Raw genomic sequence first — 22,647 nt, forward strand, 5'->3', positions numbered from 1 at the left:
CCTAGCGCTCGACCTATCTCACTGAGAGACTGTCCTTTTCGCCATCTATGCCAAAGCTCTCGTTTTTGCGAAGCTGAAAGCCCGCGCTCCTTCATCGTTGCCATTAGTAAGTATCCAATTCGTTGACAAGTACAGTATGTTGCATTGACCGATTGAACACACCACAGCTCTCTTAATGTCGGACTCCCTGAACAGTTCTCGATAATCGAGAAACTTAAGACGAGCTATCCAGTCACAAAGCTCTGTGCGGTGTTTAACGTGCACCGCAGCAGCTTTAAGTACTGGAAACAACGTTCAAAACAGCCTGTATGCGCTCAGAAAGCCAAGGTGATCGCCAAAGTCAAAGAGCTGTTTCGAGAAAGCGAAGGCTCGGCTGGTGCGCGCAGCATCGCGCAAATGGCAACGAGCCAAGGTGTGCCGCTAAGCCGCTTTCGTGCTAGTCGCCTCATGAAAAAGTTTGGGTTAATAAGTTGCCAAATACCCGGTCACACATATAAGAAAACAGGTGATGTGCATGCTGAGATACCGAATTATTTAGACCGTCAGTTTAACGTTGAAGCGCCGAACCGCGTTTGGAGTGGTGATGTAACGTACATCTGGAGCGGTAACCGCTGGGCTTATTTAGCTGTTGTCATAGACTTATTTGCTAGGAAACCCGTGGGTTGGGCGATGTCGTTATCGCCGGATAGCGGGCTCACCGCTAACGCGCTACAAATGGCTTATGAAAGCCGTGGGCGCCCTAAAGGCGTTATGTTTCACAGCGACCAAGGCAGTCATTATACGAGCAGAAAGTTCCGCCAGACGCTCTGGAAGTACCAGATAAAACAAAGCTTAAGTCGTCGCGGTAACTGCTGGGATAATGCTCCGACTGAGCGGTTCTTTAGAAGTTTAAAGGTTGAGTGGACGCCAACGTATGGCTATCTCTCATTTACCCAAGCGAAGCATCACATAGTGAAGTATTTAATCGGTTATTACAGTCAATTGAGACCGCATCAGCACAATGGTGGCAAAAGCCCTAATCAAGCTGAAGCAAACTACTGGAATAACTATAAACCGGTGGCCAGTTTTACTTGACCACTACAATGCCAGCATTGAAGTTGAAGTCATCTGCAAAAACTCGGAGCCAACAAAGCCACCAATTACAATTCGAACTTTAATACTACGGAAATGAAGCTTCGAACATCAAACGTATTAAACAGTTCGAGGAAGAAAATATAAAACTTAAAAGCTATGCGAAAACGTTACTTAGCATAAGGCTGTGCATAGTAAAAGTATGTACCATGGCTGGTTTGTAAATGCGAATGGTGCCGGTAACTATCGGCCTCTACGTATCCGACCAAAAATGCTTTACACTAGCTGGCATTGAGTATGTGGCTGTTTGCACCTTTTTTTATTCACTACCTGTAGGAGTTCAGCATGACACTTGGCGTGGGAAACTCTCGTATTGAAAACGCTTTAAACCAACTCGAAAATATGGCTACGAATGCAACGCCTATTGGCTTGCCGGAATACCAGCAACGCGTGCAAAAGGCGCAAGCGCTCATGCAGCAACAAGGTGTTAGCGCCGTTTATTTGAATGCGGGTACTAACCTTGAGTACTTTACCGGCCTGAAGTGGTCGGCAAGTGAACGACTGGTGGGTGCATTAATTTTACCTGAAGGGCCTGTAACGCTGGTTGCGCCGGCATTTGAAGAAGGCTCATTAACCCAGGCCATGGTACTGCCCATGGAATGTGTTTTATGGGAAGAGCACGAGTCGCCAACCGAGCTCATGATCAACTTTCTCAACCAGCAATTTGGTAACGATTATAAGTTAGCGCTCGACGAATCAACGTCGTATGCCATTGTTTCTAAAATTCAACAGGTAAAACCAGCGGCGCAGCTTATTGATGCGGTTAGCATTACCGCCCAATGCCGTATGCACAAATCGGCAGCTGAATTACACCTCATTCAAACCGCAATGAATATGACCTTAGAAGTACATAAAGCCACCGCTTCTATTTTGCATGAAGGTATTAAAGCCTCGGAAGTGAAGGCCTTTATTCATGAAGCGCATAAACGCGTGGGCTCAAGCGGCTCGTTCTTTTGTATTGTGTTGTTTGGCGAAGCCACTGCTTACCCACACGGGGTAAGTTACGACCCGGTTTTAGCAAAGAACGACTGGGTACTTATTGACACCGGTTGTAAGTTGCATGGCTACCTTTCCGACATTACCCGTACCTATGCATTTGGTGAAGCCACTGATGCGCAACGGCAGTTTTGGGAATATGAGCGTAAGCTTCAACAAACGGCATTTAAGGCCGCTAAGCTAGGCGCTACCTGCGGTTCGGTAGACGACGCAGTGCGCGAAAAGCTTAAAGTGCTAAACCTAGAAGCCGACTACCGCTTACCTGGCGTGCCCCACCGCACCGGCCACGGTATTGGCATGGACATACATGAGTGGCCCTATTTGGTTGGCAACGACAAAACCAAACTTGCGCCTGGCATGTGTTTTAGTAACGAACCCATGGTCATTAACCCGGGCCAGTTTGGGGTGCGCCTTGAAGACCACTTTTATATGACCGAAAACGGGCCGAAGTGGTTTACCGAGCCTTCACGCTCTCTCGACGACCCGTTTAATGTAAAGTAATGCCGAGCATAACCCGCGCATAATACAGGATACATAACTACACCACCGCTGCCCCGTGCATACTTTACAGCACGGCAGCGGTACTCTGTAGGTATTGCTTGCGGCAAAATTATTCTTTACTTTGCGCAATTCCTAATTTTAGGCCCATTTTAATTTCTATCACCATTGCAGCTATAAAAATAATAGCTCCCAGCCATTTTGGCGTGTTGGCTAGTAATATCACCAGCACCATAAATTTGATTAAGTAAGTGAACATATTAGCCCCTAGTGTTTGGAGTGTGTTGTAATTTACTTACCTCACCAGCATAAACACTAAGTACGTCAACTTATGCCGTGCAACAAATTGCTAACAATCGGCGTGAAATTAGCCATGCCGCATTAACCCTAATTGAGTTGTGGCTGGAACTGCAAGCTCCTTTAACTTACAGTGGGTAATGGTTGATGTGACCTACAATACCGCTGTAACGTCATGCCATGCATGACCTTCTACGACCGCTTTTTCGGAAGATAACTAATGAAAACCAAACTTATTACTAGCCGCGGCTATGCTCAACTGTACGCCGAGCACGACCATTTATGGCGAGTTGAACGACCTGAAACCACCCGAATTGTTACCTGGGCAGCGAGCCTCGGCGACAGGTCGGAAAACGCAGATTACCAATATAACAAGCGTAAATTACGCGAAATCGATCGCCGTGTGCGCTACTTGCGCAAGCGCTTAGAAGAGCTGCAGGTGGTTGACTACCATCCGCAACAAGAAGGAAAGGTGTTTTTTGGGGCTTATGTGTCGCTTTCTGACGACGATGGCAACGAGCTGCACTTTCAAATTGTTGGCCCCGACGAAATTTATAATGCCAAGAATGTGGTGTCGATAGACGCACCCATGGCCCGTGCTTGTTTGAAAAAAGAAGTGGGTGACGACTTTGTGGTGCAAACGCCTACAGGCCCTAAAACTTGGTACGTTGACGCCATTCGCTACGACAAACCTGGCGATAAAACCGAATAAACGGGTATGACCCTTGTTTCATCGCAATAGGCTGGAAAGTAATGCTGTTTCACGCTTTGATAAGTAAGACATTAACTCTGGAGTTGCAATAAATATGCTTACACAATTCACTCGGGTAATTGCCTTAGCCTTGCTATTGGTGGTTACCCCTTTTATTTCGAGTCTCGCCTTGGCGGGCCAGGTAGATATAACCTACCAAACCCCAAGCCAAGAGCTAATTGATATTGCCGACGCGGCCCCCGCCCCTGCTGCCTATGTTGCACCAGGTGGTAAAGTAGTATTGGTTGCCGGCCAGCCAGCATTACCTTCTATTGCCGACTTAGCCGCACCTGAATACCGCTTAGCCGGTAGCCGTATTAACCCGGCCAATAACACCACTAGCCAAGCACGCTACTTAAATAGCTTCACCTTTGTGAATATTAGCGACAGTAGCAACCTTAGTATTCGTGGCTTACCAAACAATTTGAAGGCCTTATACCCCACATGGTCGACCGACGGCCGCTACCTTGCGTTTATTCAGCTTGAAGAGAACGAAGCGCAAGTATGGCGTGTTGACGTTGAGCGTGGTCGTGCCAAGCGCTTTAGCAAAACCAAAGCCAACGGTGTGTGGGGCAACCCGCTACAGTGGGCAAGCGACAACGAAACCTTATATGTAATGGCGGTGCCGGCCAAACGTGGTGCTGAGCCACAACGCCCTAATGTGCCTGCCAGCCCTATTGTTACTGAAAGCCGTGGCCGTGTTGCGCCGGCGCGTACTTACCAAGACTTGCTAGGTAACGAGCACGACGAAGCCCTATTCAACTACTTTTATAGTAGTGAAATTGTACGTATTAATGGTCGTGGTCGTACTAAGGTAATTGGTACGCCTGCTGTGTATAGCGATTACTCACTTTCGCCGAGCAGCCAATTTTTATTGGTAACAACAATACAAACCCCGTATTCCTATGCGGTGCCTCGGTCACGTTTCGCACGTACTACCGACGTTTGGAACTTAGAAGGTAAAGCATTATACCAAGTTACCAACCAGCCCTTAGCAGACAACCTGCCAATTGCCTTCGACGCCGTAGTAAACACGCCACGTAGCATTTCTTGGCGGGCCGACGCAGACGCCACCCTAGTATGGGCTGTAGCCCAAGACGGTGGCGACCCACGGCAACCAGCCGAAATTCGCGATTCAGTATTCCAGTTAAGCGCGCCTTTTACGGCTGCTCCTAAAAAGCTTATTGACTTAAGCACACGTTACGCTGGCCTTACCGCCCAAAGTGGCGAGCTTGCTTTAGTTTATGAGCGTTTATGGTCGGACCGTGCTGAAAAAGTATGGCGCATTAGCCCAGACACCGACGCTGCTCCACAATTGGTGTGGGAGCGTTCATGGGAAAATACCTATACTGACCCGGGCCGCCCATTAATGACCCGTAACGAACAAAGACGCAGAGTACTATTAGTGGATAATGGCCACATTATTCTTACTGGTGACGGTGCTTCAGACGAAGGTGAACGCCCGTTCATTGACCGTCGCAACCTAGTTACCGGTGAAACCACTCGTTTGTGGCAGTCGGAAGCTCCTTTTTATGAGCGCCCACTTTCAGCATTAAATGCTACCGAAGGCTTGTTTATTACCCGCCGTGAAGCATTGAATACGCCACCTGATTTATACGTACGCGACATTAATAACCCAGCTAGCTTACGTGCGCTAACAGAAACCGCGCACCCTATGCCGGCTACTGTTGATATTCGCCGTGAACTTATACATTACGAGCGTGAAGACGGCTTGCCTATGTCGGCCACGTTGTTTTTACCAGCAGGTTACGACAAAGAGCGCGACGGCCCATTACCAACCATTGTGTGGGCTTACCCACGAGAATTCCGTAGTAACGCCGCTGCAGCACAGGTTTCGGGTTCGCCTTACGAATTTAACCGTATTAGTTACTGGCGCCCGCAGTTTTTAGCTACCCAAGGTTATGCGGTGATGGACAATGCCACTATGCCTATTGTTGGCTTAGGCGATGCCTTACCGAACGATACCTTTATTGAGCAGCTAGAAATGAACTCGCGTGCGGTAATTAAAGCGGGTGCTGATCTTGGTGTAACCGACCCGAACCGAGTTGCTATTGGCGGCCATTCCTATGGTGCCTTTATGACTGCAAACGTGTTGGCCCATACTAATTTATTTAAGGCCGGCATTGCCCGTAGTGGTGCTTATAACCGTAGTTTAACGCCGTTTGGCTTCCAACGTGAAGAGCGTACGGTGTGGGACGACCCAGCGTTGTACCTGCGTATGTCGCCGTTTTTTGCTGCGCACCAAATTAAAACACCATTACTACTTATTCATGGTACCGACGACAACAACTCGGGTACTTTCCCTATGCAAAGTGAACGCTTATACCAGGCTGTAAAAGGCTTAGGTGGCACCACGCGGTTAGTAATGCTGCCGTTAGAAAGCCACGGCTACCGTGCTCGTGAGTCTATTTTGCACATGATGTGGGAAACGGTAACCTGGCTTGATGAGTTTGTAAAAAACGCCGAATAAACAATAAGTAATAAAATATTTAACAATCCCTAGCAAATGCTAGGGATTTTTTTTGGCTTTATGTGCTAGCATTGTAGAACACCCGCGAGGTTTCATATTTAATCGTGCGCCAAAAAGTATTAAACCCAAGGGGGGGGTGTATAAAAATATAACAATAAGGACTGAATATGAAACTATACGAAATGGCAAAGGCGCCAAACCCACGACGTGTGCGTATGTTCTTGGCTGAAAAAGGGCTACTTGATCATGTGAAGCGCGTGGAGATTGACTTAAAGGAAGGCGAAAATTTAACGCCTGAATTCGTAGCAAAAAATCCTATGAAAACAGTGCCTGTTCTTGAATTAAATGACGGCACCTGCATTTCTGAATCGATGGCTATTTGCCGTTACATGGAACAACAGTTTCCAAACACACAGAACTTATTGGGTAAAACTTCGAGAGAGTCTGCCTTAATTGAGCAATGGCTGCGTTGGTTAGAGTTTCAATTTTTCTTGCCTACTGGTATGGCATTTCAGCATTTAACCGGTTATTTTGAAGACCGCATGACCACCAACGAAGCTTGGGGTAATGATTGCAAACTGAAAGTAGAACGGTTTTATGATTTCCTCGACGAACAGCTACAGGGCGAAACGTGGATTTGTGTTAACCGCTTTACCGTTGCTGATATTACTGCATTTTGTACCATTCAATTTGCCCGCGTAATTGATGTTCGCATTCTGCCTGAACATAAAAATTTACAAGCTTGGTATAAGCGCATGGAGTCAAGAGATTCGGCAAAAGTGTAATTGTAGGCTATTATAAGCACCATTTTTTGCAGCAAATAAAGAGAGTGGTATGCTTGCAGTTTCTTCAGTTATTGCCCACGAACTTCAAGTTCGTGAGGCTCAGGTTCAAGCAACAATTCAGTTACTCGATGAAGGTGCGACAGTACCTTTTATTGCCCGTTACCGAAAAGAAATAACCGGCGGGCTCGACGATACTCAACTGCGTAATTTAGCTTCGCGCCTAACTTATTTACGTGACCTAAATGATCGGCGTACTTTTATTTTAAAAAGTATTGCCGATCAAGAAAAGTTAACTCCTGAACTAGAGCAAGCTATTTCAGCCTGTACGTTAAAAACAGAGCTTGAAGACTTGTACCTGCCGTTTAAACCCAAACGCCGAACCAAAGGGCAAATTGCCATTGAAGCAGGTATTGAGCCCTTGGCCAACACCTTAATGGCCGACGACAATGCTGACCCGGAAGCCTTAGCCGTACCGTTTATTAACCCTGAAGCAGGCTTTGCCGACACCAAAGCAGTGTTAGAAGGCGCTCGTTTTATTGTAATGGAGCATTTGTCGGAAAATGCCGCTTTATTGAAGTCGATTCGCGCTCAGTTATGGCAAGAAGCTGTGCTTGAAGCGAAGGTTGCACCCGGTAAAGAACAAGAAGGGGCAAAGTTTCGCGACTATTTCGACTACAGCGAAGCGTTGCGTAAAGTACCTTCACACCGTACCTTGGCTTTATTGCGGGGGCGTAACGAAGGTATTTTACAGTTAAAAATTAATGCCGACCCACAGGCCGAAGAAGGTAGCCGCCAAAGCCAATATGAAGGCCAAATAGCTTTGCATACGGGTATTAAAATTGACAGCTCGGCCGTGGGCCTATGGCGTCAACAAGCGGTACAGTGGACCTGGCGCATTAAAATTTTACCGCGTATGGAAACCGACTTAATTGGCCAATTACGCGAAACTGCTGAAGCGGAAGCCATTCAAGTGTTTGCCACTAACCTGAAAGACTTGTTAATGGCTGCACCTGCTGGGCCTAAAAACACCATGGGCCTCGACCCTGGTTTGCGTACCGGGGTAAAAGTAGTGGTGGTAGACGCCACCGGTAAGTTGCTTGGCCATTCAACTATTTTTCCACATGCACCACAAAACCAGTGGGACAAGTCGCTGCGTTCTTTAGCCGCCATGTGTAAACAGTTCAAAGTAGAGCTGGTTGCAATTGGTAACGGAACCGGTTCACGCGAAACCGACAAGCTGGTTGGCGAATTAATGAAAGCAAACCCCGACTTATCACTGCAAAAAGTAATGGTAAGCGAAGCCGGTGCTTCGGTGTATTCAGCTTCTGAACTTGCTGCGCTTGAGTTTCCCGATCTTGATGTGTCGTTACGGGGTGCCGTTTCTATTGGCCGCCGCCTGCAAGACCCATTAGCCGAGCTGGTTAAAATAGAGCCTAAAGCCATTGGTGTAGGCCAATACCAACACGACGTAAGCCAGTCGCAATTAGCCAGCAGCCTAGACGCTGTAGTGGAAGACTGTGTGAACGCCGTTGGGGTAGATTTGAATACAGCTTCAGCGCCGTTATTAGCACGCGTGGCCGGTTTAAACCGGAATTTGGCGCAAAACATTGTGCTATTTCGTGACACTGAAGGCTCGTTTACTGACCGTAAAAGCTTGTTGAAAGTGCCTCGCTTAGGGCCAAAAGCTTTTGAGCAGGCAGCTGGGTTTTTACGCGTTATGAATGGCAAACATCCGTTAGACCGTTCAGCAGTGCACCCAGAAGCCTACCCAGTGGTTGAGCGCATTGCCAAGAAAAGTGGCAAGGCCCTTGACGAAATTATTGGCAACAGTGCTTTTTTACGTAGCTTGAATGCAGCCGACTATATTGACGACACCTTTGGTTTGCCAACTGTAACCGACATTATAAACGAGCTGGAAAAACCTGGCCGCGACCCTCGCCCTGAATTTAAAACCGCCGAGTTTCGTGAAGGCATTGAAACCCTAAAAGACTTAAAGCCAGGCATGACCTTAGAAGGTGTGGTTACTAACGTTACTAATTTTGGTGCTTTTGTAGACATTGGTGTGCACCAAGACGGTTTGGTGCATATTTCTGCGCTGGCCGACCGTTTTGTTAGCGACCCCCACGAGGTAGTGAAAGCTGGCCAAATTGTTAAAGTGAAGGTGGTAGAAGTAGACATAGAGCGCAAACGTATTGGTTTAACCATGCGTTTACAAGACGCCACTGACACTAACAACACGGCAACTACCAAAGCGAGCACAAAGCCAAGTGGTAAAGTTGCAGCTAAGCCTCGTTCGCGGGGGCCGGCTTCAAAAAAACCAGCGGCTGGGCCAAGTGCTGGCATAAACAGCGCCTTTGCCGACGCTTTTGCGAACGCTAAAAAACGTTAATACATGGATAACCTTGTACTTATTGTTGCATACCTAGCCATTGGCTGGGTGTTGCAACATACCCGTTCACTGCCCGAGCAGTCGGGCTTTGTGCTAAACCAATACGTTATTTTTGTAGCGGTGCCCGCCCTTATACTGCTGCATTTACCTAAACTAGAAGTTACTGCCGACGTACTAGCCCCACTTATTACTCCTTGGGCCATGTATGTATTGGCAATTATTTTAGTACTGCTGGCAAGTAAAGTTTGGCACTGGAGCCGCGAGCTAACCGGTGCTTTATTGGTGGTGGTACCCCTTGGCAACACCTCATTTTTAGGTTTTCCTTTTGTTGAAGCCTTTTACGGTGCCGAAGGTTTGCCTTTTGCGGTTATTTACGACCAAACCGGCTCGTTTTTAGCGCTTGCGTTAATTAGTAGCAGTATTGCCGCCCATTACGGGGCAACCAGCACCAGCGCAGCGCCTGGCCAAGCAGGCTTAACTATAGGCCAACGCCTTGTCAGGTTATTAGTGTTCCCGCCAGTAATAGCCCTTATTTTGGCCTTAGCCTTAAAAGCATTTGGTTTAGGCCAAACCGAATACCCACGCATTATTCAGCCCTTGCTGGAAAACTTAGCCTCAACCTTAGTGCCGGTAGTAATGATAGCCGTGGGCTTACAGTTGCGTTTACGCATTGCTAGTAACCACTTAGCCCCGTTTTTTATGGCCCTAAGCATAAAGCTGGTGGTGCTGCCTTTAGTGGCGTTAGCGGCATTTATGTTATTAGGGGTAAATAGTTTGGCGGCGCAGGTGTCGGTACTTGAAGCAGCTATGCCGCCAATGATTACTGGTGGCGCCATTGCTATAGGGGCAGGATTAAAACCACGGCTAGTTGCTGCAATTATTGGCTATGGGGTGCTTATTGGCATGGTTACCTTACCCATAATGGCCTGGCTAATTGAAAAAGCCCTTTAGTGCTGGGGTCAGAACAAGCTATTTGAGTCGGCTTCTTTAAGAATCAATGTGTTAGATGTTTTGTTCTGACCCCAATTTAGGCTTGAGCAAGAACAGATGTTTCACGGGGTAGGAAGCTACCTTGATAAGTGCTTTCAATGCGGCTAGAGCGTTCTACCATAATGTCTATTTCGTCGTCGGACATTTCTTGGCTTGCTGGCTGCTGCTTTTCACTCGCTAATTCTTGGCGGGCTGCGCTTTCGTGGCGCGACGCTGTGTTGGCAACATTGCGATCGGCCGCCGAAGGCTCGTCGACGGCTAAAGCGGCACGTTTCACCGTTTGCATTTTCTGAATGGTGGCGGCTGGATCGTTGGCTATGGGTGTTACGTCGATATCGACCGAGCCACCTACAGCATAACTTCTGCCGTCTGGGCCCTGTTCGGTTTCGTAATTAGGTGTACCTGCGTATTGGCCACCCACACTGGCGTGTGTTTGCTCGTGCCGGCGCACTTCGGCGTCGCGCTCTTTAAGCTCGGCTACTTTTTTCTTTTCTTCTGGGTTAAGTTGTTCAGGGCCCGCTTGTGGTGCTTCGCTGCTTTCTTCGCTTGTTACTTCTTCTGTTGCTGCTTTTTCTGTGCTGCCTTGCGCTTTGCTTTCGGGCTCTTCCCCGCGAGCTCGGCGGCGCATGTTTTCTGCGTCTTGGCGTGCGCCAGCAAGTTGGTTAGCAAAGCTTGGCATACCGGCCATTGGCGCACGATCGGCACCGGAGCCTAAACCCGATTCACGTGCGAACCCTTCATTTTGGCTTACTTGAGCAATAATTTCGCGCTGTTGATTGTCGCGACGCATGGCGTCGGTAGGGGTGGCAACCGTATTGGAAGTAAATGGGGTAGCAGATGTGGCAGTTAATAACATAGTTTTATGCCTCCGTGTCGAGCAGCACGCCCAACATACGGCTAGACGTAGCGAAAGCTTTTACGTTAGCACCGTAGGCCTGCTCGCCTTCAACCAGAGCAACCAGCGCTTCCACGTTGTGCGCGCCGTTACCGACACTACCACGTGCAATTGTTTCGCTGGCTGTTGTTACTTGTTGGCTACTGCGCTGCATGCCCTGTAATGATGTGTTCAAAGCATTCGGCACAGCTGAGTTAATTTGCATAACACACCCCATTTCAATTGGTTAATTATTCCTCAAAACTAGGGTTTTTGCAAACAACATTAAACTGGGGTCAGAAGCAACTTTGTAACCCATTGGCTGCTATAGCAGGGCTTAGCGAAAGTTGGTTCTGACCCCACCGTTTAGGTGGTAAGGAGTTGGCGGCGGAAGTTGCGCTTTTGTTCGCGGAAGCTGCGTTTTAGGCTTTTATATTGAGCTTTGAGTTCTTTAACTTGGGCCATGTCTTGCAGAGCGTCGCGCTTAGCGTTCGCCCAGGCTCGGCGGCGGCTGTTCAATTCCCGTAGCGAAACCATTAAGTTTTCGTATTCTTGTTCTAAACGTTCGGTAAAGCTAGGACGCTTTTCTTGGCTTTTTAGCCATAGCATTTCTAAGCGGGCTTTTTCAACTTGGTACTTGTTGGTGCGCTTCAAATTACGCGCTAAACCAAACCAAGCCATTGAAGCAATTAGCCATTTAGTAGGATCAAACTGGTACCAACGAATGCCGTTGCGGTAGTCGCCGGCAAAAATATGGTGGAAGTTATGATACCCTTCGCCGAAGGTTAAAAAAGCAAGTAGGCCGTTGTCACGAGCGCTATTACGCTCTGTATATGGCCGTTTGCCCCATATATGAGCCAACGAGTTAATAAAGAAAGTAGTGTGATGACTAACCACTAAACGTAGGAAGCCAGCAAACAATAAGGCCCCCCAAATTTGCCCTAGCATGACGCCAATAACTAAGGGCAAACCAATGTTCATGAGCAAGGTTAACACTAAGTAATGCTTATGCTGCCAGGCAATTATTGGGTCTTGCTGCAAGTCGCGAACATTGGAGTAGTCGTTATAGCGGTGGGCATGGTATTCACGTAGCATCCAACCAATGTGTGCAAACCAAAAGCCACGGGTAATTGAATAGGGGTCGTGGTCGATATGGTCAACGTGCTTGTGGTGTTCGCGGTGGTCTGAAGCCCAGTGCAATACGCTGTTTTGCAACGACAACGCACCACCTAACGCGTATATAACACGTATAATGGGGTGGGCGTCGTAGGTGCGGTGCGACCATAGGCGGTGATAACCACCGGTTATAGACAGCCCCGACCAAATAAATAGCGCAAAGAAAGCAACCACAAGCCCTGTGCTAAGGCCGTGCATTGCAATATAAAGCGGGGTGCCAATGGCAGCCACCAAAAATGTAACGCTAAATACAGAAATATTCAGCCAAAGTAATGCCGGTTTTTTCATAAATGACCATTTCAGCTAACAAGTGTACGCTGAATTTATACTTATTTAATGCAACGATCAAGCTGTATTTTGTAAATTGACCGCACAGGTGTTCACTGTTAACCTTATTTTTTCATGCACTAGGAAACCGACCATGAGTGGAGTTCGCGCCCAGCAAAAAGAGAAAACCCGCCACGCGTTAATACAAGCGGCACTCAAACATTTGTGCGCAGAAAATTCATTTTCTAGTTTAAGCTTGCGTGAAGTAGCCCGCGAAGCCGGCATAGCCCCTACTTCATTTTATCGCCACTTCCAAAATATGGACGAACTTGGTTTAACCTTAGTTGACGAAGGTGGCCTTGCATTACGCCAATTATTACGCCAGTCGCGCCAACGTATTGCTAATGGCGGCTCTATTATAGAAGTGTCGGTGCACACCTTTATGGACTACATAACCCGCAATAAAAATATTTTTCGCTTAATGCTGCAAGAGCAAGCAGGTACAACCCAAGAATTACGCTTGGCCATTGCCCGCGAAATTGCCCACTTCACTAATGAACTACGCGACTTTTTAATTGTAGAGCGTAAAACCGACGAGCGCATTGCCAAAGCCCAAAGCGACGCAATAGTGCGTATTGTGTTTAGTGCCGGTGCCGACGCCCTCGACTTAACCGGTGACGACTTACGCAAACTTACCGACCAAACCATTCTGCAAGTTCGCATGATAGCCCGCGGCGCCCTTTCGCTGCATAACACTAACTAGGAGTACCAAGATGACCCGATTCGGAATCTGGTTAGGTGCAATATTGCTTTCAATAAGCGTTGCCCATGCCGCCGATGTAACCCTTGAAAACATTATTACCACCCAGTCGGTAAGCCAGGTAATTAGCTCTACCGACGGCCGTTACACGGCCTTTACCAAAGTTCGCCCACGTAACCCGCTGGCTGAAGAAGACGGCACTTCGTACATTGAACTTTTTATGCTTAACAGTGAAGGCAACCAAGTAAACTTTATTACCGGCAACGTGCGTATTCGCAACATTGCTTTTAGTGCCGACAATACCCAGCTATTTTATTTAGCTAACCGTGAAGACGACAAGCGCACTAGCTTGTATAGCATTCCGGTGAGCGGTGGCGAGTCGCAACGAATTTTGCAACACAGCACGCCAATACTTAGCTTTGCCGTTAGTGACGATGGCAAAACCATTGCCTTTCGCGCCAAAGACAAGGGTTCTAAAAACCAAACCGACTTAACCCGTAACGGTTTCCGCGCCCGAGTGTATGAAGAAGAAGTGCTTTTTACTCGCGCACATTTGCTGAACTTAACCACCAATGAAGTAACCCCAGTTGCTTTCAATGAAGAAGTTCATTCGGTAAGTTTTCGCCCTGGCTCAAACCAACTAATTGTGCGCGCAGCCCCTACGCCAATGGTTGACGACAATTTAATGCTTAGCAGTTACGTGGTGCTAAATAGCGACGGTAGCGAAGTGGTGCGTATTCAAACAGAAGGCAAGTTAGGCGACGCGGCATTTTCTAAAGACGGTTCACGCCTTGCGGTAATTGGTGCAGCCGACAAGCATGATCCTGCCAAAGGCCGTTTATATTTGGCAAGCTTACGCAACGGTGCGGTTACCGAGTTACTGCCCAACTTTATGGGCCACGTACAAGACGTTATTTGGCAAGACAACGACACCCTTGTTTGGTTAGCGGCCATAAACACCGAAACCACTGTGGTGCAGCATAATGTGCGCACTAACGCACAAACTGTGTTGCTGCCTACTGGTCGTCTAAATGCTCTGCGCTTTGGCTCCATTGACAACCATAACGCCATTACTTTAGTAGCCAACAGCCCAGCCCACCCGAACGAGGCCTTTCGCCTACAAGGTACTAACCTAGTTCGGCTAACCAATTCGAACGAATGGATAAATAACGCTACTCAGCCGCGTAGCGAAGTAATAACTTATACCGCCCGCGACGGCCTAGAGCTTGAAGGCATTTTGGTTTACCCAACGAACTACCGTGCAGGTAAGCGCGTACCTTTAATTATGGCTGTTCATGGTGGTCCTGAATCGCATATTCGCCATGGGTGGAACGACCGTTATTCAACCCCTACTTGGTACATGGCGCAGGAAGGTTTTGCTACTTTCTTTCCAAATTACCGTGGTAGCACTGGCCGTGGTGTTGAGTTTTCGATGTTGGGTCAAAACGACTACGCGGGGAAGGAATTTGACGACATTGTTGATGCCAAAGAGCATTTGGTAAAAATTGGCTTGGCCGACCCTAAGCGCGTGGGCATTACCGGTGGCTCGTACGGCGGTTATGCTTCTGCTTGGGGTGCAACTAAGCAAACCGAGCACTTTGCCGCTAGCGTTATGTTTGTAGGCATTAGCGACAACCTGTCGAAATTTGGTACTACCGACATTCCAAATGAAATGAACCTGGTACATTCGCGCAGTTATCCTTGGGACAAATGGCAATGGTACCTTGAGCGCAGCCCTATTTACTGGGCCGAGCAGGGCCGTACGCCTATTTTAATTATGCATGGGGAAGAAGACACCCGAGTACACCCTAGCCAGTCGATGGAGCTTTATCGGTACTTGAAAGTACACGGCAACGTGCCGGTGCGGTTAGTAACTTACCCAGGTGAAGGCCATGGCAACAGCCGAGCTGCCGCCCAGCTTGACTATGCCTACCGCATGGAACGCTGGATGAAGTGGTATTTGGCTGATCAAAAAGCAGGCCAACCGCCCCACGAGCTTGAGTTCAGCCTTACTAAATAAATAGTTCGCACAAACAAAAACTCGCTAACAGTTTGCACCCTACTAGCGAGTTTTTTATTGTGAATGAATGCCAAATGCAGTTACATGAACTTTTTTATTGCGAAGGCGTAAATAAGCACAAACACACCGAGCGCCATAATAAAGGCCACCCAGCGATAACCGCGGGCTAAGTTTATTCGCAAAGCGAACCAGCCCAAAATAATGTACACCACCACCAAGGCTACTTTTACGGTAATCCAAAAGTGTACAAAAATTTGCCAGCCCGTTATATACAACAAACCAATGGCGCTAGCCAGTAACAGCGTGTCGTTTATATGCGGGACCATTTTCCACGGCCGGCTGCGCCATACATGCTGGCCTTGGTCGTCCATAAAAAAACGTATTATGAACAAGGTAATGGATATATGAATGGAAATTACATGAACAAACTTAATACCACTATACCATTCCATTCACTTAACCCTTTAACCTTTAGCGTCGTTACATGACCAATCACGTTGTTCTGAATAACAGAACTCTGCGTCTAACCCCAATACTGCATGCGTGTGCTCAAGCGACTTATACATGTCGCTCAGTGTGCAACTTTCGCCGTCACGTTTTTTTAGTCCTAAATCTGTTAGCTGAATATGCCACGTTGGTACTACATTATGGCGTTTTAAACTTTCTTTCACGCAATTTAAAGGGCAACCGTCGATAGCAAGAATAGGTCGGTTTGACTGCGCCAAGCGAACGAGCGACTTTACGTCGCCGCCTACTCCAGCAATACACGACATTTCAGCGATTTCTTTATCGCGTAACCAAATGGCTATGTCGTTTGCTAACTGTGCTACGTTCGAGCAGCCCGAGCATGAATACACAAGCGGCTTCACTTTTTTTAAATTATTCACTGGGCTCTCCTTCTGCATTTCAATACCATCAGAAAGCCTAGTTTAGCTGCCTATACAATTACCATATTGATACAAATCAAAAGACCGGCACCCCTACTGCGTCATGGGTAGGAGTGCCTACTTTAGTGGCAATTATTATTGGCAGCCACCACAACATTGGCCTGCGCGCACTTCTTCATTTACAAACAACACGTTATTTTCTAACTCAATATGGTCGCGTAAGTCGTCGGCTAACTCTATTAACAATGCCGTTAAACGACGCCAGGTTCCACATGCACCTTCTGGCATGGAAAAGCTTTGGGTGAGCTCTTCAATTTTTTGTACTGCTAGCTCATGCTCTTCATGCTCCGACTCCATAACCATAATAGGGCCCTGTGGGTGAGTGTTTGCCCGTAGCATCGGAAACAAAATTTGCTCTTCTTTTAACATGTGGCTTTCTAGCTCTTGGTACATGTCGGTTAAATGCTCGGCTAAGCCTGTGGGGCAAAGAGCTTCATTGGCGTGAACTTCTTCTACTCGACGAGCTAAGGCAATGGCTTCGGGTAATTGCACACGGTGGACCGCATGGAAGCGCTCTAAAATAAAGTCGACCAGTTCGTTGTTACTGGCTTTCAACCACTGGTGTTGGCTACGGTTAACGGCATTTTGGGTGGCTTCTGAGAACTGCATAGTAGTTTCCTTTCGTAAGTGTTTAAATGCGCTTGGTGCGCAAGCTGGTTATGTAGTGGATATAGCAAGCCCCATGCCAACCGCAATGACCCCGAGAAATAAGCCCTAAACCCGCCTTTTCAACCTCGTACCTCGCTTGGGGTATAGGACAAAACACCACGCAATGGTACTTTTAACCCTAAATTTTCGGGTAATAACAACCTTACAAAGGTACTTTTAACCATGCTGCAAGACTCCCTGCTCGCTGAGTTAGTAACTAACCTACCCGGCCCTGTTCGCCTACAAAAATTAGTAGCCAGTTTACATAGCTATTTTTCTTGTGGGGCCGTGGTGTTATTGCGTAAAGAGCAAGACAGTTTGCGCCCGGTAGCCCAACAAGGCCTAGTAAAAGAAGCTTTTGGCCGCCATTTCGAATTAGCCCAGCACCCCCGCTTAGCCATTTTATGCAATAGCCGTGAAGCTATACGCTTTGAGCCCGACAGCCCGTTGCCTGATCCTTACGACGGTTTAATTGAAGCTTTACCTAAACAGCACTTGGCGGTTCACGACTGTATGGGTATGGCGCTATTTATTGAGGGCGCCTTGTGGGGAGCCGTAACCCTAGACGCCCTTGAGCCCGGTACTTTTAATGAACAGCACAGGCGTGAATTACAACGCTGTTCGTTAGTAATTGAAGCCATGTTGCGTATGACTGGCCTAGAGCAAGACAACAAAGCGTTGCGCCAAGGCCGGCAAGACGAATTACAAATGGAGTCGAAGCTACAAACTGGTGCCGACATTATTGGCAACAGTGCCGCTATTAATGGCGTACTAGAAGAGCTACGGGTGGTGGCTCAGTCAGACTTGCCAGTGTTATTACTCGGCGACACCGGTACCGGTAAAGAGCTTTTTGCCCGCCAGTTACATGCCCAGTCGCGCCGCGCCAACAAGCCTATGGTGTATGTGAACTGTGCGGCTTTGCCCGAAAGTTTAGCCGAAAGCGAGCTGTTTGGGCACAGCAAAGGCGCCTTTTCTGGGGCTACGAATGAACGCCAAGGCCGTTTTGAAAGTGCCCACGGTGGCACTATATTTCTAGATGAAGTGGGTGAATTGCCCCTTAGTATTCAAGCCAAGCTTTTGCGGGTGTTGCAAAATGGTGAGGTGCAGCGCTTGGGCACCGACAAAATACGCCATGTAGACGTACGCATAGTTGCTGCCACCAACCGTAAACTGCAAGAGCAAATTAAAGCCAAAGAGTTTCGGGCTGACCTTTACCACCGGCTGTCGGTGTACCCACTACATATTCCGCCCCTGCGTGAGCGCGACCAAGACATTTTATTATTGGCTGGTTTTTTTCTTGAGCAGAACCGCACCCGTTTGGGCTTTCGCAGCTTACGTTTAAGCCCCGCCACCGAGCAAATGCTGTTGCAGTATCCTTGGCCTGGCAACGTACGGGAGTTAGAACATGTTATTAGCCGCGCGGCAATTAAAGCGTTAAGCTTGGGCGAAATTCGGACCGACATTGTTACCTTAAGCCCAGACTATTTCGACGGTTTAGAACCCCCTTCCGAGCTTATTCAAACCCATGGTGCGCCAGCTAGCAACAACCAACCCACCGAGCTGTTAGCCATGCGTGAAGCGGTTGAGCAAACTCAGCGGCGGCTAATTCAAGAAGCCTTGGTTTATAGCGACCAGTCGTGGGCGCAAGCAGCCCGCATGCTAGAATTAGACCCCAGCAACTTGCACAAATTAGCCCGTCGGCTAGGCTTAAAAGTGAACGCCAGCAGCACGCCAATTGAGGGAACGGAGTTATGACTTTATTACAACGTTTTGCTTGGCGTGTGGCGGCCGTATTGTTTTTTATTATTGCCTTAATTGGTGTGCCTTTACCCGGCTTACCAACGGTACCGTTTTTATTGTTGTCGGCTTGGTGCGCAGGCAAGGGCTGGCCTCGATTAGAGCGTTGGCTATTGCAACACCCTCAATTTGGCCCGCCTATTTTACGTTGGCGCCAGCATGGCATAATTTCTCGTAAAGCCAAATACTTGGCTAGCCTAATGACTAGCCTAAGTATGTGCTTACTTTGGCTTAGTAGCGCACCGCGCTTGTTGGCGGGCATTATTACTTTAGCTGTTCTACTGGTACTTTTATGGTTATGGCGGCGCCCTGAACAGCCCGTTGTGGCCGAGCAAGCACCGCCCTTATCAACAACAAGCAAGAAGGTGCAACAACATGACTAAGCCAATAGTAGAGCTAACCGATGCTCAGTCGCTGCGATATGCGCGGCATATTATGCTGCCTAGTATGGACTTTGAAGGCCAAGAAAAGCTATTGGCTAGCCATGCCTTAGTGGTAGGTGCTGGGGGGCTTGGTTGTGCTGTTATTCCTTACTTAGTGGCAAGCGGTGTGGGTACTATAACCATTGTTGACAACGACATTATTGAACGCAGTAATTTACAGCGCCAAATACTATACCGCGAAGCCGACTTGGGCGCTTTAAAAGCATCCACGGCTATTAAAGCCGTGCAGCACATGAATAGTGATTGCCAACTTCAGGCCATAACCGAACGCATTACCGACGACAATATTGGTCGTTTATTTGCTGCAGATACCCAACCAAAAATAGACGTAATAGTGGACTGCACCGACAATGTAAACATTCGCTTGTGCTTAAACCGCTATTGCTTCAGTACCGCCACGCCATTAGTGTCGGGGGCGGCTATTCGAATGGAAGGTCAGGTGGCTGTTTACCCAATGAACAGAAAAACATTGCACCAAAAAGCTATGCCTTGTTATCGTTGCTTTAGTCATTACTTTGGTGAACAACAGCTAACCTGTATGGAAGCTGGCGTGCTTTCACCCCTGGTGGGAGTAGTGGGTACTTTACAAGCAGTAGAAACATTAAAAGTGCTAACAGGCATTGGCACCACGCTGCAAGGTAAAGTGCTTCTTTACGATGCAGCGCATGCCACTTTTCATACCATGCAGCTACCCAAACTAACTAGCTGCCCCGTGTGTGCCTTAGCTTAACCAGGCCGACCGTCGGCCCGTGGCGTGGTAAGCACTGGGAAGTACACCACAATGTAGCAACCATACGCCAGCACCCAAGCGCCTATGGCCCAGTTGTACCATTCAGCTGCAGTCATGGGGAACCAGCCGCCGCTAACAATACGTATAACCGCCGACACAATAACGAACAAGAAGGCAATAGCCATAATGCGTTTTGGTTGTAGCGGCCGACCAGAATGGCCTAACGACACTCGCGCCATCATGGACAAGATCATGATACCCATGGCGCCTGCTGTTAAGGCGTGAGTTGCAGTGCTAGCACTAATATTAAAGCCCGCATAACGCAGAGCAAACAATGCCAAACCCGCCGGTATAAAGGCCACGGCTAAATGTAAGCTCCATAGCAACGGCACATTAAGGGTTATCCAAAAGCGTAGCCGTATAAGGCGTACGAAATTAGTAATAGCTGCTAGGCTAAATAAAACCACCATGACCGAGCTTGGAATATATTTCACCAACACAAAGAAATGCAGCACAAACACTAACCAAATTGAACCTAGTGCTAACCGATCAAGCCATACTATTGGGGCAACTCTTGGAGTACTGGTGCCATTGGCGGTAAACATAGGCAATACTCGCCCCGACACTACCGCCATAACTAAAGTAATTAACCACACGGCATTGGTGCTGCCATGGCTTATAAATTGAAAGTGGCCTTGCAACACGCCTAGGTGCATTAATAAGTTGCACACTGCCAGTAGCAACAAAATAGGCACAAAGAACATGTTTCGCTGCTGCCCTGCTTTAAGCAAAATAAGGGCAAAGAAAATAGCTGCCATAGGCAAGAAGGCTAAGTCGACCAGCGCTACCACTATATGGGGCAAGTCGCCGCCAAACAGCATTAATAAACGCCCCGCTAACCACACAGCCGTTAACCAAAACAATGGGTAGCCGTGCGTGGCTCGTACCCCGCTCCAATTTTGTACTGCCGTTAGTAAAAACCCCACTATAATGGCAGTAACAAAGCCGAATAACATTTCATGCTGGTGCCAAAACACCACGTTGTAATATGTGTTTAACTGAATTGTACCGCTAAGTGCCAAGCCCCATAAGGCCATAGCAATAGCACTAAATATTGCCCCAAATAAAAACATAGGCCGGAATGCTTGGCGTAGTAATGGCGCTAGCGCGTCTTCTTTTGCTTGTTTAGTTACTTGCACGTTCTATTTCCCCTTCGTCTAAACAGCTGTGCTGATCAGTTAGTTGTCGTCATAAAAGGTGTCGGCGCGGGCTTGCGCCAGCTCTTTACGGTAACGTTCAGCGCGCATGGCAAAGAACATAGCTGTCATGCACATTGCCAGTACCGCATAGAGCACCATAAAGGCACCACTGCTTATGCCTAGCAAGTCTTGTACCAACCCGAAGGCTACCGGCAAAGTAAATCCGCCAACGGCACCAAGGGCTGCCACAATACCGCCCACCGAACCCATGCGGTTGGGGTAATAGTTATGTAACACTTTAAGCACACTGGCGCGGCCAAGGCCCTGCGCTATGCCAATAATAAAAATTAGCGCTGTGAACAACCACACGTTCACTTCTATCGATAGCACCACGTCGCGTTCAATGCCGTGAATGGTCATGGTGGTGGGTGGGTAGCTAAGAAAGAACAAACACACTAAGCACACCCAAAACACAGCCCAGTTTACTAGCCGGCCACCGTAGCGGTCGGCCATCCAACCGCCTAGCGCGCGCACCATGCTAGAGGTAGTAACAAAAAAGAGAGTGAAGGCCATGGCTTGGTCGAAGGGTAATTGGTACGCTTGCATATAATAACTTGGCAACCACAAAATAAGTGCCAAAAAGCTACCAAAAACAAAGTAATAATACAGGCTAAAGCGCCACACGCGGCGCTCTTTCAGGGGCGCTAAATGGGCACGCCATGGCTCGGTACTAAAGCCCACATAGCTTGGTACTTTAGGCGCCCCCACGGCAAAAATAACCAGCATAAGTAGCAACCCAACGGCGTAAACTGGCCCTGTCCATTGCCAGTCGTAGTACTTTACCAGCAGCGGAATCATAATAAAGGAAATGGCTGCGCCCGCATTACCGGCACCAAAAATGCCTAGCGCCAAGCCTTGCTTACGACTAGCAAACCAGTCGGTTACATAACGTACGCCAAGGGTAAACGACACCCCGCTAATACCAATCCAGAGGCCCATCCATAAAAAACCTGCGTAGCTTTCTATAAACGGCAATAACGCCAACGACGGAATAGTAAGCACCATTTGCATAATCCATAAGGTGCGGGCCGAATAGTATTCTGAAATTAAACCTATGGGAATACGCAATAATCCCCCAGTCAGCATGGGAGCCGAAAGCAGCACACCCAATTCCACACCGTTTAAACTCAGCTGTTGCTGAATATTAATGGCAAGCACTGCGTACAGCACCCACACCGAAAAGTTGGCACCGAAGGCCATTGTAGCTAGCGTTAACGCCCGCCAAGCATGAGGCAAGGTGGCGTCGAGTACTTTATTTGGGTTGGTATCCATTTTTATGTCCATAGCCTTTGCGTGGGTATTTGTCATCATAACGATTTTATAAGCAAGTTAACGCCCCTACCTCGCCCTACCTCTTTTGCGCCAAGAGCGCGCATTTGCGGGATCGGCATACCCATT

General features: G+C 48.1%; 20 protein-coding genes and 1 pseudogene. 12 read left to right on the forward strand and 9 right to left on the reverse strand.

Annotated features, from left to right (window positions below):
• Window positions 1-162: 162 nt before the first annotated feature.
• Together M1L23_RS13005 and M1L23_RS13010 are read left to right on the forward strand one after the other, a co-directional pair.
• A pseudogene (locus tag M1L23_RS13005) lies at window positions 163-1,074 on the forward strand (IS3 family transposase); the annotation flags it as partial.
• 342 nt (window positions 1,075-1,416) lie between these two features.
• Window positions 1,417-2,628 (forward strand): M24 family metallopeptidase, encoded by a 1,212-nt coding sequence (locus M1L23_RS13010; RefSeq protein WP_252627868.1) that lies wholly within the window; start codon window positions 1,417-1,419, stop codon window positions 2,626-2,628.
• Window positions 2,629-2,737: 109 nt separating this feature from the next.
• Here the strand turns inward: M1L23_RS13010 and M1L23_RS13015 are convergent, their stop codons facing one another.
• Complete coding sequence (locus tag M1L23_RS13015; RefSeq protein WP_252627869.1) at window positions 2,738-2,884, reverse strand: hypothetical protein; 147 nt, start codon at window positions 2,882-2,884, stop codon at window positions 2,738-2,740.
• A gap of 258 nt (window positions 2,885-3,142) precedes the next feature.
• Here M1L23_RS13015 and greB point away from each other — a divergent pair, with 258 nt between their 5' ends.
• The 5 genes from greB to M1L23_RS13040 all read left to right on the forward strand — a co-directional run bounded on the left by greB (window position 3,143) and on the right by M1L23_RS13040 (window position 10,289).
• Complete coding sequence (gene greB / locus M1L23_RS13020; RefSeq protein ID WP_252627870.1) at window positions 3,143-3,634, forward strand: transcription elongation factor GreB; 492 nt, start codon at window positions 3,143-3,145, stop codon at window positions 3,632-3,634.
• 94 nt (window positions 3,635-3,728) lie between these two features.
• On the forward strand, window positions 3,729-6,164 hold the full coding sequence (locus M1L23_RS13025; protein ID WP_252627871.1) for a S9 family peptidase: 2,436 nt from the start codon (window positions 3,729-3,731) through the stop codon (window positions 6,162-6,164).
• A gap of 167 nt (window positions 6,165-6,331) precedes the next feature.
• Complete coding sequence (locus M1L23_RS13030) at window positions 6,332-6,949, forward strand: glutathione S-transferase family protein (protein ID WP_252627872.1); 618 nt, start codon at window positions 6,332-6,334, stop codon at window positions 6,947-6,949.
• 49 nt (window positions 6,950-6,998) lie between these two features.
• A complete protein-coding gene (locus M1L23_RS13035) occupies window positions 6,999-9,338 on the forward strand; it encodes a Tex family protein (RefSeq protein WP_252627873.1) in 2,340 nt (779 codons plus the stop codon).
• A 3-nt stretch (window positions 9,339-9,341) separates the two neighbouring features.
• Window positions 9,342-10,289, forward strand: coding sequence for an AEC family transporter (locus M1L23_RS13040; RefSeq protein ID WP_252627874.1), 948 nt, complete (start codon window positions 9,342-9,344; stop codon window positions 10,287-10,289).
• A gap of 76 nt (window positions 10,290-10,365) precedes the next feature.
• Here the strand turns inward: M1L23_RS13040 and M1L23_RS13045 are convergent, their stop codons facing one another.
• From M1L23_RS13045 to M1L23_RS13055, 3 genes are all read right to left on the reverse strand, one after another.
• Window positions 10,366-11,184, reverse strand: coding sequence for a putative metalloprotease CJM1_0395 family protein (locus M1L23_RS13045; RefSeq protein WP_252627875.1), 819 nt, complete (start codon window positions 11,182-11,184; stop codon window positions 10,366-10,368).
• Window positions 11,185-11,188: 4 nt separating this feature from the next.
• Window positions 11,189-11,428 carry a hypothetical protein gene (locus M1L23_RS13050; protein WP_252627876.1) on the reverse strand — a complete coding sequence of 80 codons (240 nt, stop codon included), beginning with the start codon at window positions 11,426-11,428 and terminating at the stop codon, window positions 11,189-11,191.
• A 140-nt stretch (window positions 11,429-11,568) separates the two neighbouring features.
• Entirely contained in the window at window positions 11,569-12,666 is a 1,098-nt protein-coding gene (locus M1L23_RS13055; protein ID WP_252627877.1) for an acyl-CoA desaturase, read from the reverse strand.
• A gap of 133 nt (window positions 12,667-12,799) precedes the next feature.
• On the opposite strand from M1L23_RS13055, the gene fabR reads away from it, so the two are divergent.
• Window positions 12,800-13,408: an HTH-type transcriptional repressor FabR gene (fabR, locus tag M1L23_RS13060; RefSeq protein ID WP_252627878.1), complete on the forward strand. Its 609-nt coding sequence runs from the start codon at window positions 12,800-12,802 to the stop codon at window positions 13,406-13,408.
• Window positions 13,409-13,418: 10 nt separating this feature from the next.
• Window positions 13,419-15,425, forward strand: coding sequence for a S9 family peptidase (locus M1L23_RS13065; protein ID WP_252627879.1), 2,007 nt, complete (start codon window positions 13,419-13,421; stop codon window positions 15,423-15,425).
• Between the two features lie 80 nt (window positions 15,426-15,505).
• Here M1L23_RS13065 and M1L23_RS13070 read toward each other — a convergent pair whose 3' ends face one another.
• The 3 genes from M1L23_RS13070 to M1L23_RS13080 all read right to left on the reverse strand — a co-directional run bounded on the left by M1L23_RS13070 (window position 15,506) and on the right by M1L23_RS13080 (window position 16,981).
• The gene (locus M1L23_RS13070) at window positions 15,506-15,877 is read right to left on the reverse strand and encodes a SirB2 family protein (protein WP_252627880.1); all 372 of its coding nucleotides are present in this window, start codon (window positions 15,875-15,877) and stop codon (window positions 15,506-15,508) included.
• Between the two features lie 12 nt (window positions 15,878-15,889).
• Window positions 15,890-16,312, reverse strand: coding sequence for a putative zinc-binding protein (locus M1L23_RS13075; RefSeq protein WP_338021856.1), 423 nt, complete (start codon window positions 16,310-16,312; stop codon window positions 15,890-15,892).
• Window positions 16,313-16,447: 135 nt separating this feature from the next.
• A complete protein-coding gene (locus tag M1L23_RS13080) occupies window positions 16,448-16,981 on the reverse strand; it encodes a hemerythrin domain-containing protein (protein WP_252627882.1) in 534 nt (177 codons plus the stop codon).
• Between the two features lie 222 nt (window positions 16,982-17,203).
• Here M1L23_RS13080 and norR point away from each other — a divergent pair, with 222 nt between their 5' ends.
• Genes norR through moeB form a run of 3 tightly spaced genes read left to right on the forward strand, consistent with a single transcriptional unit; the run spans window position 17,204 to window position 19,990 of the window.
• Complete coding sequence (gene norR / locus M1L23_RS13085) at window positions 17,204-18,775, forward strand: nitric oxide reductase transcriptional regulator NorR (RefSeq protein WP_252627883.1); 1,572 nt, start codon at window positions 17,204-17,206, stop codon at window positions 18,773-18,775.
• Window positions 18,772-19,200 carry a YbaN family protein gene (locus M1L23_RS13090; RefSeq protein WP_252627884.1) on the forward strand — a complete coding sequence of 143 codons (429 nt, stop codon included), beginning with the start codon at window positions 18,772-18,774 and terminating at the stop codon, window positions 19,198-19,200. Before norR ends, M1L23_RS13090 begins: the two co-directional genes overlap by 4 nt.
• The gene (moeB, locus tag M1L23_RS13095) at window positions 19,193-19,990 is read left to right on the forward strand and encodes a molybdopterin-synthase adenylyltransferase MoeB (RefSeq protein WP_252627885.1); all 798 of its coding nucleotides are present in this window, start codon (window positions 19,193-19,195) and stop codon (window positions 19,988-19,990) included. Before M1L23_RS13090 ends, moeB begins: the two co-directional genes overlap by 8 nt.
• Here moeB and M1L23_RS13100 read toward each other — a convergent pair.
• Both M1L23_RS13100 and M1L23_RS13105 read right to left on the reverse strand, forming a co-directional pair.
• Window positions 19,987-21,189 carry an NnrS family protein gene (locus M1L23_RS13100; protein WP_252627886.1) on the reverse strand — a complete coding sequence of 401 codons (1,203 nt, stop codon included), beginning with the start codon at window positions 21,187-21,189 and terminating at the stop codon, window positions 19,987-19,989. The genes moeB and M1L23_RS13100 overlap by 4 nt on opposite strands.
• Before the next feature lie 39 nt (window positions 21,190-21,228).
• Window positions 21,229-22,521, reverse strand: a complete 1,293-nt coding sequence (locus tag M1L23_RS13105; protein WP_252627887.1) for an MFS transporter — start codon at window positions 22,519-22,521, stop codon at window positions 21,229-21,231.
• Window positions 22,522-22,647 lie beyond the last annotated feature (126 nt).

It is taken from the genome of Aliidiomarina quisquiliarum (genome assembly GCF_023922585.1).
GTDB lineage: Bacteria > Pseudomonadota > Gammaproteobacteria > Enterobacterales > Alteromonadaceae > Aliidiomarina > Aliidiomarina quisquiliarum.

Coding starts and splice junctions, on each gene's coding strand:
- fabR (WP_252627878.1), top strand. CDS start 12,800: ATGAGTGGAGTTCGCGCCCAGCAAAAAGAGAAAACCCGCCACGCGTTA.
- norR (WP_252627883.1), top strand. CDS start 17,204: ATGCTGCAAGACTCCCTGCTCGCTGAGTTAGTAACTAACCTACCCGGC.
- M1L23_RS13025 (WP_252627871.1), top strand. CDS start 3,729: ATGCTTACACAATTCACTCGGGTAATTGCCTTAGCCTTGCTATTGGTG.
- greB (WP_252627870.1), top strand. CDS start 3,143: ATGAAAACCAAACTTATTACTAGCCGCGGCTATGCTCAACTGTACGCC.
- M1L23_RS13065 (WP_252627879.1), top strand. CDS start 13,419: ATGACCCGATTCGGAATCTGGTTAGGTGCAATATTGCTTTCAATAAGC.
- M1L23_RS13080 (WP_252627882.1), bottom strand. CDS start 16,981: ATGCAGTTCTCAGAAGCCACCCAAAATGCCGTTAACCGTAGCCAACAC.
- M1L23_RS13015 (WP_252627869.1), bottom strand. CDS start 2,884: ATGTTCACTTACTTAATCAAATTTATGGTGCTGGTGATATTACTAGCC.
- M1L23_RS13050 (WP_252627876.1), bottom strand. CDS start 11,428: ATGCAAATTAACTCAGCTGTGCCGAATGCTTTGAACACATCATTACAG.
- M1L23_RS13010 (WP_252627868.1), top strand. CDS start 1,417: ATGACACTTGGCGTGGGAAACTCTCGTATTGAAAACGCTTTAAACCAA.
- M1L23_RS13040 (WP_252627874.1), top strand. CDS start 9,342: ATGGATAACCTTGTACTTATTGTTGCATACCTAGCCATTGGCTGGGTG.
- M1L23_RS13045 (WP_252627875.1), bottom strand. CDS start 11,184: ATGTTATTAACTGCCACATCTGCTACCCCATTTACTTCCAATACGGTT.
- M1L23_RS13035 (WP_252627873.1), top strand. CDS start 6,999: ATGCTTGCAGTTTCTTCAGTTATTGCCCACGAACTTCAAGTTCGTGAG.
- moeB (WP_252627885.1), top strand. CDS start 19,193: ATGACTAAGCCAATAGTAGAGCTAACCGATGCTCAGTCGCTGCGATAT.
- M1L23_RS13105 (WP_252627887.1), bottom strand. CDS start 22,521: ATGGATACCAACCCAAATAAAGTACTCGACGCCACCTTGCCTCATGCT.
- M1L23_RS13030 (WP_252627872.1), top strand. CDS start 6,332: ATGAAACTATACGAAATGGCAAAGGCGCCAAACCCACGACGTGTGCGT.
- M1L23_RS13055 (WP_252627877.1), bottom strand. CDS start 12,666: ATGAAAAAACCGGCATTACTTTGGCTGAATATTTCTGTATTTAGCGTT.
- M1L23_RS13090 (WP_252627884.1), top strand. CDS start 18,772: ATGACTTTATTACAACGTTTTGCTTGGCGTGTGGCGGCCGTATTGTTT.
- M1L23_RS13070 (WP_252627880.1), bottom strand. CDS start 15,877: ATGGAATGGTATAGTGGTATTAAGTTTGTTCATGTAATTTCCATTCAT.